This window comes from Nostoc sp. (assembly GCF_054880495.1).
The window spans coordinates 1-10,137 of sequence record NZ_JBTYKD010000303.1; the positions used below are offsets into that span (position 1 = coordinate 1).

The following is a 10,137-nucleotide window of genomic DNA, read 5'->3' on the forward strand; positions in this document are numbered from 1 at the left end:
AAATATGAAAGTGCATCATGCATCCAATCTAATAATTTAATTATGCTGTCTCCCCAAGATATAGTTGATTCAAATATGTCTCGAAAATCCTCTTTCAGTACGGAGTCAAAAAATGGCGATTAATCCTGCCACTATCGATCCTCTTGCCTTACTTTCAGTATTTCTTTACGAGCGATCGCAGTTACCCACCACACCTTGCATTTAATGCTATATATGCTCCAGGATCAGTACAGTAGTTCAGAAAAAGCAGATCAGACTAATGTTGAAGTAGTGTGGTTGAGCATCACCCAATAAGAAAGCATCATGAGTATATTCAACATCCAACAAATCCAACCTTTAAAGTTGCCTTCCCTCTCCTTAGCAGACAAGCGAAGTCTACCTAGTATCAGCTGCATCTACTTTGTGCTAGAAGGCCATGAGATTGTTTATCTGGGTAGGTCTACAGATTTACACTTTCGGTGGAGACAGCATCATCGTTATCACGATCTAAAACAGTTGCCCTATGTCAGAATTGCTTGGCTAGAAGTTTCTGATGCTTGGCTTTTACAAGAAATAGAGATGGCTTTAATTGCTTGGTTTGAGCCAAAACTAAACCAAACTTCCAGTAACTCTGTTTGGATAGAAAGACTAGAATACCTTCTCGCAAATCCAAAAAGTGACTTTTCAAGTTTGCCGACTCAAAAAATGTTTTGTAGGCTAGCCGTGCTTATGGCAGAAAAAGATCCACAGCTGTCACAGAGACAGTTGGCAAAAGAAACTGGGTTAGATATCACAACGATTAACCGCTTGTTCACAAATAACTTCAGCCGCGTTGATGTCGGTACAGTTGAAGTTTTGTGCAATTACTTTACTAGAGAAGTAGGTGATCTTTTTGAAATGAGAAATCCAGAAGACATACCTCAACGCAAATCAAGAAAGCGTTCCAACTCAGAGGTTGAGGCTGCATGAGTGCTTTTGCCTTTGGAAAACTGAAAATCAACAGTATTGTTCTTACTCCTCTTGCAGTGGAACAGGTATGACTAGGGAAAAGAAACCAAAGTCACGATACGCTGCAACAGAAGAAGAAGTGCCGCAATATGGAGACAAAGTATGCTTTGAAGCTGCTACAGGTAGAGTCAGATGGAGATAAGACCTCCTTAAAAGTTGACTCTTCAAGCACTGTTCAGCTAGAGGTGGAATAATGACTAAAGCACCCCGTAAGCGCAACAAAGCCACCTCTGCTGCATCCAATGACAGCACATTACCAGATGACCAAGACCTTGAGGATATCTCCCTTCAGGAAAACCCAGCCTTAGCAACAATAAACGTTACTGCCGTTGAAGTTCCAGAATTAACCGAGCAGGAAATTAGCGATCGCTTGCATCTGGAGAGAAAAGTAGAGAGGGCATTTTTTGAGGCGGGAAAGGCTTTAATGGAGTTACGTGAGCGCAGACTGTACCGCTCGACCCACAAAACCTTTGAGGAATATTGCAGGGACAGGTTTAGTTATACTTACCGCCATGTAAATTATCTAATAGCTGGTTGTTTGATAGTTGAGAATATAAAAATGGGAACTAATAGTTCCCAAAATGAAAGCCAGGATGAAATGGGAACTAATAGTTCCCAAATTTTGCCCACATCAGAAGTACAAGTTCGCCCTCTGGCAAAGCTAGAACCTCAACAACAGCCAGGAGCATGGCAGCAGGCGGTAGAAAAAGCAGAGGGTAAAGTCCCAAGTGGTAGAATCGTGAAGGATGTGGTGCAGCAGATAATGGAACGCACCAAAGTACCCAATACCTACCAGATCGGGGAAGTGTGCCAAATTTTAGCCAAGGACAACCCCGAACTCAGGGGGAAGGGTGGCTGCTGGGGGATAGTCAACCATGTAGGCGAATTCAGCTGCACTGTCAAAACCTGGAATGGGGAGTACACCGTTGGTTTGCAGCACCTTAAATCTTACAATTACCTGCCTGCCGAGTGTGAGCAGATGCAGGAGATATCCGATCGCATCAATCGGGTGTATTCGAGTGGGCTGGAGGAGACAGTTAAAAGTCTTTTGCAGTCGTTGGGTAAGTTGAGCCGTCCTTATCTTACTGTTGTGGAAGAGAAGTTATTAAGTGTTTTGGAGTCTGAATACGCAGAAAGATAACCCTTTCACTGGGTAAGCGTACACAACACTGCATCAATTAATTCGCTAGCTACAGTATTTAGATAGCTGAAGCAACGCAACTGATGGAGTGGTCGAAGAATAAGAGCGAATGTGCTAATAATTTTGTAGGATTACATATATATTTGAGGTTTGAGATTCAAGGTTATCTTATATGTTTAAAATTTACTATAAGCTAGAAACCAGGATAAAATTTTAATTCATCACTTAATGTTAATAACTCTTTTGTTACGCCTGTCTCATCATTTGCTATGTTAGTCATTCCAGTTCTCATGTACCTACGTTCAAAAGTCGCAAAATTTGTAATTGTATCTAAAACAATAGGCTTTTCCTTAAAAACTGTTGCTCTCTTTTCTCCAGAAACGTAATAATATTTATAGTTTCCACTTCCATAATTAGTTACATTTTGCACATAAAATTTCTGCCAAAGTGTATGAATAGTTTTATTAGTTTTAGGAAGCTGTTCATAATTAGAAAATTTATTAAAACCATAAAACTCACGCTTTCCTTTCACAATACAAAAAGCTAGTCCTTGATTTTTTTCGTCATCAATCCAGGATTTTGATGTTGAAAATCCACATTGATAAATATCTAAGGTATTGTCCCAATCATCATTTTCTAAATTCCAAACTTGAAGAAGTATTTTTATATTGTTAATTTTTCTAGTAGTAGACATATATACTGAAATTTATACAGTGAAAAGTTACTTGCTACAAAAATAACCTAGTTTGTTGTTAAGCATCTCAGTATTTATACTAAAAGGATATAATAGTATCGTTTACCCTAAGATACTTTGTCCAACTTCTCCTTCCAGAAGCTGTCCAAAATCTTCTTAAAGTCACACATCGGATACCCAAAACAGATACATCAAACAAACCTAGCGCTGTATAAGTGAGCGCTGGCTTCTATTCGTTACCTTATATCTATTGTTTCTCCAATATCTACTTTTGGAGGATAGTATTCAAATTGGAAGCTATTACCACTTTCCATTACTCTTCTCAATTCTTCGTAGAAAGGATAATTCCCATTAACACCACTTAAATTTACCCAAGCACGAGAGCGAGTCAATGCGACAAATAATTGGTTTCTTAGTTTAATATTGCTTTCATCCTTAGCAATATTATCTAAACCAACAATGTAAACCATGTTTGCTTCATTGCCTTTTGCTCTATGAATCCGAGATACTGTCACTGCTCCTTCATGCCAAAAGTTGTTGGCATTGGTATTTGGGAAAGTCGGATTTACGATATTAGGCTCTAGTGCGCTAGGAATAAAAATATCTAAATTATGTGACATTAAAGTTTCTGCCACCCTTTGTTCTAAAATTTGAGTATCCTGATTCAGTCCTAAGACGACTACTAAGATGTCATGACTAGGTTTGAAAAATTCATGTTCTAGATTAACCTTAATTTGATTAGCTAAAGCGTTTAATTCTTCTTCTCTATTACTGTATGTCTCAAATTTAATTAATGGTGATTTAGCCCATAAAGAAGGTAGATTGTAAAAGACGTTGTGCAAAAAATAATGGAGTGTACCAGAGTACCAAACACCTACCAGTTAGGCGAAGTATGCCAAATCTTTGCTCCCGATAACCCAGAACTCAGGGGCAAGGGTGGGTGTTGGTGTGAGGTAAAGGTTATTTGCAGCCGCTCAAACCGTTAGCAGTAGTTACGATGCACTTCAACAGACTAAGGACAAGCAACTAAATCGAAATTACAATCATTACGAGACAAAGTAATCATGGAATTCAACCCAAACAACAATGTTGTTAAACTCTGTCTTCAAGGTATGGGCATGGAAGAAAAAGGCAAACCAGAAGAAGCAAGTAAACTGTTTCTTCAAGCCTGGAACGAAGCGACACACGACTTTGAAAAATTCATTTCAGCCCATTATGTAGCTCGATATCAGAAAAATATTTCTGACAAATTAAAATGGCTCGAAACGGCTTTGCAGTTTGCATTAAAAATAAAGGCTCTTCAGTACTTACTATGCTAAACTCCTTTGATAAAACCCTGAAAGCCTTATTTATCAACATAATTAGCATTATTTGCTAACATTTTAGGATTTTAGCAATAATTTTGGCTTTTAACCCTATTTTTTAAGCCAAATTTTGATGTTTAACTAATAATTTGGCATAACAGGTACTGAAGAACCAAAATAAATAACAACACTGTTAAGAGTGCAATACCTTCTCTATATTCAAACATTGCCAAATGCTATGAGGACTTAAGCGACCCTGACAAGGCAAGAAAGAATTATGAATTAGCAACTTCGTTTAAGGATAAACCTTCTGACAAAGGCCCCTTTTATCATGGAACGAAAGCAGATTTGCAGGTTGGCGATTTGCTGACAGCAGGAGGCAGTTCTAATTACAAACTTGAACTCAAAATGAATCACATTTATTTCACAGCCCTTGTCAATGGGGCGGGACTAGCTGCTGCATTAGCAAAAGGCGATAACCGTGAACGTGTTTATATCGTTGAACCAACAGGGGAGTTTGAAAATGACCCGAATGTTACAGACAAAAAATTTCCGGGCAATCCGACACGCTCATATCGCTCCCAAGCACCATTAAAAATCGTTGGCGAAGTCACAGATTGGGTGAGACAAACACCTGAAGAACTCCAAAAATGGCGTAAAAAGTTGGCCAATAACAAAGGAGAAATTATTAATTAATTTCTAAGATTCCCACATCCTGCTCACCGATTGAAATCAACGGCCTTATTTAACCGGCTGTCGAAGAGAAATTGTTGACGCTTCTAAAGTCTGAGTACAGGATTGGTTAAGCCTCTGAACAATTATGGCAATTTTGCATCCGATAAGTAGGAAGTGCAAAAATTACGTAGAATCTTATTTTGGAAGTAAAAAACAGTTTATTAGCAGGTTACAATCTAGCTTTGGTTGAGTACAATGTAGCAAAAAATATATTATTGCTACGGAAATAACTATGATGGATTGGAAAAAGCTCCTGACACCTCAAAGACTTGGTAGGACTGAACAAGAAGATATTCAACATGGCCGTACCCCGTTTTTAAGAGACTATGATCGTTTGGTATTTTCTTCCCCTTTCCGCCGCCTCAAAGATAAAACACAGGTATTTTCCTTACCCACAAATGACTATATTCGTACCCGTCTAATTCATAGTCTTGAAGTTTCTTGTGTTGGCCGCTCCCTTGGTAGGATTGTGGGCGATGAAATTATAAAAAGACACAAGCTTGATAAATATGGTTACAGTCCGTCAGACTTCGGTGAGATTGTGTCTGCTGCTTGTCTAGCTCATGATATTGGTAATCCTCCCTTTGGTCATTCTGGAGAAGATGCTATTCGTACAGCATTTCAATCTTGGTATAGTTCTGTTAACCAGATGAAAGAGGAACTACTTACCGAGTTTCAAAAAGCTGACTTTGATTTATTTGAAGGTAATGCACAAGGATTTAGGATTTTAACTAACCTTGAAATGGTTCCTCAAAGAGGGGGGATGCAACTCACTTGCCCAACTTTAGCTGCTTTTACAAAGTATCCTAGAGAATCTTTAATACCAGAATTTATCTTAAAAAATTCCACAAGTAGAATTCCTAAAAAACATGGCTTTTTTCAGGCAGAAAAAGATTTATTTACTGAAGTAGCAAATACAGTTGGGTTAATTCGCCGTCATGATAATGCAGCATGGTGGTGTAGACATCCACTTGCTTTTTTGGTTGAAGCAGCAGATGACATTTGTTACTCAATTGTTGATGTAGAAGATGGACATCGTATGGGTTATATATCATTTGAGCAAGCTAAAGACTTGCTTAATAAGATTGCAGATATTGATATTCAAAAAGATGATGATAGCAAAAATGAAAAAGTTAAACGATTGCGTGCTAAAGCTATTGATAAACTTATAAGAGAAGCAACTAAAATTTTTTTAGATCATGAAGTAAAAATTCTTTCGGGAGAATTTGAAGAAGGTTTATTATCTTTAAGTGATTATGCAGAGCATCTAAAAGAAATTGGAAAAGAAACTAGTGATACTGTTTTTAAGCATCAGGATGTAGTTAGTATCCAAGTTGCTGGATACGAAGTTTTAGCCAAGTTATTTACTGAGTTTGCCAACACAATCTTCAATTATAACAATAAGTCCAAATTAGTCTATCAAATGCTTCCGAAAGAATATCATCTAAATTTTGAGGATGATAGCTACGAAAAAATTCTGAAAATTACAGACTATATATCTGGTATGACTGACTCCTATGCTACTAAACTATTTCAAAAATTTAGCGGAATTTCCTTGGGATAATTTCATTGTAGGAGCTACCTATTTTATCTAGGTAGAAAATTTACATTTGCAAGTAATTAAAAATAAGTTTTATTATCCTGTTGCTATTGAATAGAGAATTTATATAAAGCAAGGATATATTTTTACAAGCTTGAGAAACTAAGATATTAAAGCTTAAAATAACGAAAAGTTGATGAAAACCAATGCTGCTCGACTACTGGATAAACTAGGTATTTCCTACCAAATCCTGAGCTATGAGGTTGACCCTGACGATCTCGCTGCTGAGAGTACAGCACACAAAGTTGGTCTTCCGCCAGAGCAAGTTTTTAAAACTCTAGTAGTCAGAGGTGACACAACAGGTATCTGTTTTGCTGTTGTGCCAGGAAATGCTCTCACCAACAGGTATGTACACGCAAAACCTAATAGCAGTATTAGCCAGGGCAAACGCATCATATCAACAAGACCCTTGGGTTCTCAATAAGCTCAAAGATAATCGCATTAATCGTTGCTTATTGACAAAGATTTAAGCGATCGCTTAAATTTTTTAAACTAAACTAAAGGAGAAATGTTGATTTTTTCGTTGGTTCTTAACCTTGATTGTGATCAAGAGTAATTTAGATGCGTTTGCCCTGCAGTAGTAGCTTATTTGTAATGTCTGTATAAGAGGAAGTAGTATGTATAAAAAATTATGGGATAACCCAGATTTCCCAAAATGTGAATGGAAACACGTTGATGTAATTGATGTAACCGATGGCGATCCAAATGCGCTTTTGCATACTTGTGAAGCTTGCGGCAGAGAAGATGTACGCTATGTCCATCAGTTAAAACATGATCTGTGGGACGAAATCATAGAAGTGGGTTGTATCTGTGCAGGCAATCTTACAGGTGATATTGATGAAGCCAAGCGCCTTGAAAAAGAAGCCAGAAACAGAACTAGCCGCCGCGATCGCTGGCTTGAGCGTAACTGGAAAACATCCCGCAATGGTAACCCTTATTTAAAACATCGCCAACAAGGTATAAGGTATCACATTATTGTTTTCAAGTCCAAGTATGGGCAGTGGAATTTTAGGGTAACAGTTGAGAAGCCTAGTAACTGGACAGATGACCCCAGCCCATTCGCCCCGGTCAACCCTATAGGCTGTAACTATAAAAAATCAGAATATGAAGGTACTGTGTGGTACAAAAGTCCTGACCAGGCGAAGTTTGCTGCTTTTGATGCTTTACCGAAAGCCCCTCGTTTTCAGGTAGGTAAGAAGTCAAATTATCATGTGGAGAAAACAATGACTGATATTTTAGGGAATCATTTGGATGAGGTTGAAGAATATGTCACCGAGAATTTTTTAGAATTGACCTTTGAAGATGGTCGCCACCCCAAAGACCAGATAGATCACCCTGACGAAATTGAGGCAGAGTTGATTTCAGTAGCTTTTGGGGAAGCCAAAGAAAAATCACGCGGAGACGGCACAATTTTATTTGAAGTAGCAGCGAAAATGCTGGTTGCTCCTTCGTTCAGTTTCCAGAATTGGGATATGAGCTATTACGACGAGGACGAGGGTGAACGTATATGCCTGGAAACAAACACACAAGAGCATGATCAGCAAGAATGCTTAATACCTGTAGAAGTCAGCATTGCTATTGACGAGGACGGTGACACCTCAGTTGACTCTATTGATTTCATGAAAAATTCTGTGACGTTGTGCTGGTAGATTATGAGTAAGTGGATACTTCTGGCGCGAGGTCAGCGATCGCTACAACAACAAGAACTGTCAGACATGCTTGGCGACCTAATCTAACCTTTAGTCACCGTAACGTTACGATAACTGCCCCTTGGGTAAGCCCTAAAACTGCCAACGTCAAAGCCTTGTACTAGACTGCGAATCTAGTACAGGCGTATCCTAAAACCACAACTCGGATTTAAGGTGTTTTACCTGTTGATAGGTCATATATGTTGCCCACTCTCACCTACTTATCCCATGTAACGGATGACTTTTGCAAGAGGTCTACTATTTCTGGTGGGATGCGAGGGATGTTGCTTCTGCTATCCCCAGATGATTATTTACGTGCCGTCAGTGGCACTTTGGGAGCAATTGTACAAAATTAGTACAAGAATTTTCACAAGAAACCATAAAGCGATCGCTACTCCAAAGAAGCTACCTCAAAGTCGCACTACAAAATATCGCTGACTCTAAACAAACTAAATATTATTACTAGAGTGATTTAGTGTTCCCCTGTGCTGGAAAACTAATCTACGTAATTATTCTGAGAAAAATAATTTGTAAATTGCTTATAAGATAAAAGCTTTAAAATTTTCTTGATAATTAGCTAAATAACATGGACGTATAGAAAAATACTTAATAAGATGTAGCAGGTGCTAAGACTAGAATAGACTAATACACTATTTTATACCTGCGACTTCAAAAAGTATAGTTGCCCCCTTAGTACTCTAGTCCAACGAGTCATTAGACATAAGGGTTTAGGGGAGTGAAATTGTGATGATTAAAGGAGGGATAATACCAGTCCAGTCACAAAGAGGAAGATGCCAGTGACTGACGTTGTAACTGGACAGATTGTGCGAGTGCGATCGCGGCAGTATCTTGTAGAAGAAGTTGTGTCAAAACCGTCTCCAGAGCAAGACACAAAAGTTAGTCTTTCTTGTTTAGAAGATGATGCGTTAGGAGAATCGCTAGAAGTCCTATGGGAACGGGAAATAGATGCCAAAATCGTCGGGGCGACATCATGGGATTCCATAGCGAATCGAGGTTTTGATAATCCGCGTCTATTTTCTGCCTACCTGCACACATTACGGTGGAATTGCGTAACCTCCACAGATGCCAAGCTTTTCCAAGCCCCTTACCGAGCAGGTATAGAAGTCAAAGCGTATCAGCTAGAACCGCTACGTAAAGCTTTACTGATGCCGAGAGTCGGTTTATTTATTGCGGATGATGTCGGTTTGGGCAAGACAATTGAGGCGGGACTGATACTGCGTGAGATGCTGATGCGGCAGAAAGTTAGACGAGTCGTTATCTCATGTCCGCCGTCAGTGGTAAGGCAATGGCAAGAAGAAATGGAGAGTCGCTTTGGACTCACATTTATGATTCTGGATCGTGAGTTTATTGCTGCGCGTCGTCAAGAACGGGGTTATGGAATTAACCCTTGGATGACGCATACTCGGTTTATTATTTCCCACGCTTTGCTACGAGATGAAACATACACCTCACCGTTACGGGACTGGCTTGGTGATTTTGCAGCTGCATCCATGCTCATCCTTGACGAAGCTCACAATGCTGCACCTGCGAGTGGTGCAAAGTATGCTGTTGATTCCCAACTTACCAAAACTGTTCGAGATTTAGCACCGCGTTTTGAACACAAGCTGTTTTTGTCTGCCACACCCCACAATGGACATTCCAACAGCTTCGCCGCCTTACTAGAAATTCTTGATCCCCAGCGTTTCTGCCGAGGAGTACCCGTTCGTAATCGTAAGTTACTGGACACTGTAATGGTGCGGCGCTTAAAACAAGATTTACGGGAGATCGGAGAAGAGTTTCCCCAACGCTACGTTCTTCCTATAGTTATTGATAACCTGCCAGAAGACGCGCCCGAACTCAAATTATCCCGATTGTTGCAACAGTATCGCAATCGGGAGCAATGCGATTTTGTTAGGCGACTCAAAAAAAGTGCGATCGCTAATCATCTTTTTCAGTATAAAAATATATTTACTACATTTTTAATTAGT

Annotated in this window: 11 protein-coding genes; 9 read left to right on the top strand and 2 right to left on the bottom strand. The window is 39.2% G+C overall.

Translation table 11 applies throughout. The annotated features are described in order from the left end of the window. The first annotated feature begins 303 nt into the window (after positions 1-303). On the top strand, positions 304-948 hold the full coding sequence (locus ACYTXL_RS26285; RefSeq protein WP_461927264.1) for a helix-turn-helix domain-containing protein: 645 nt from the start codon (positions 304-306) through the stop codon (positions 946-948). 232 nt (positions 949-1,180) lie between these two features. Beyond that, positions 1,181-2,128, top strand: coding sequence for a hypothetical protein (locus ACYTXL_RS26290; protein WP_461927265.1), 948 nt, complete (start codon positions 1,181-1,183; stop codon positions 2,126-2,128). A 193-nt stretch (positions 2,129-2,321) separates the two neighbouring features. On the opposite strand, the gene ACYTXL_RS26295 is transcribed toward ACYTXL_RS26290, so the two are convergent. Both ACYTXL_RS26295 and ACYTXL_RS26300 read right to left on the bottom strand, forming a co-directional pair. After that, the gene (locus tag ACYTXL_RS26295) at positions 2,322-2,822 is read right to left on the bottom strand and encodes a hypothetical protein (RefSeq protein WP_461927266.1); all 501 of its coding nucleotides are present in this window, start codon (positions 2,820-2,822) and stop codon (positions 2,322-2,324) included. Positions 2,823-3,058: 236 nt separating this feature from the next. Further along, the gene (locus ACYTXL_RS26300) at positions 3,059-3,664 is read right to left on the bottom strand and encodes an ATP-binding domain-containing protein (protein ID WP_461927267.1); all 606 of its coding nucleotides are present in this window, start codon (positions 3,662-3,664) and stop codon (positions 3,059-3,061) included. Between the two features lie 222 nt (positions 3,665-3,886). Between ACYTXL_RS26300 and ACYTXL_RS26305 the strand changes: the two genes are divergently transcribed. The 7 genes from ACYTXL_RS26305 to ACYTXL_RS26335 form a co-directional block, all read left to right on the top strand. Continuing rightward, positions 3,887-4,141 carry a hypothetical protein gene (locus ACYTXL_RS26305; protein WP_461927268.1) on the top strand — a complete coding sequence of 85 codons (255 nt, stop codon included), beginning with the start codon at positions 3,887-3,889 and terminating at the stop codon, positions 4,139-4,141. A 210-nt stretch (positions 4,142-4,351) separates the two neighbouring features. After that, positions 4,352-4,822: an NAD(+)--rifampin ADP-ribosyltransferase gene (gene arr, locus ACYTXL_RS26310; protein WP_461927274.1), complete on the top strand. Its 471-nt coding sequence runs from the start codon at positions 4,352-4,354 to the stop codon at positions 4,820-4,822. 271 nt (positions 4,823-5,093) lie between these two features. Further along, positions 5,094-6,425 (top strand): deoxyguanosinetriphosphate triphosphohydrolase, encoded by a 1,332-nt coding sequence (locus ACYTXL_RS26315; protein WP_461927269.1) that lies wholly within the window; start codon positions 5,094-5,096, stop codon positions 6,423-6,425. A gap of 172 nt (positions 6,426-6,597) precedes the next feature. After that, positions 6,598-6,885 (top strand): YbaK/EbsC family protein, encoded by a 288-nt coding sequence (locus tag ACYTXL_RS26320; RefSeq protein WP_461927270.1) that lies wholly within the window; start codon positions 6,598-6,600, stop codon positions 6,883-6,885. A gap of 193 nt (positions 6,886-7,078) precedes the next feature. Next, entirely contained in the window at positions 7,079-8,110 is a 1,032-nt protein-coding gene (locus tag ACYTXL_RS26325; protein ID WP_461927271.1) for a hypothetical protein, read from the top strand. 239 nt (positions 8,111-8,349) lie between these two features. Further along, positions 8,350-8,505: a hypothetical protein gene (locus ACYTXL_RS26330; RefSeq protein ID WP_461927272.1), complete on the top strand. Its 156-nt coding sequence runs from the start codon at positions 8,350-8,352 to the stop codon at positions 8,503-8,505. Between the two features lie 441 nt (positions 8,506-8,946). After that, on the top strand, positions 8,947-10,137 hold a 1,191-nt coding region (locus ACYTXL_RS26335; protein ID WP_461927273.1), incomplete at its 3' end, for an SNF2-related protein.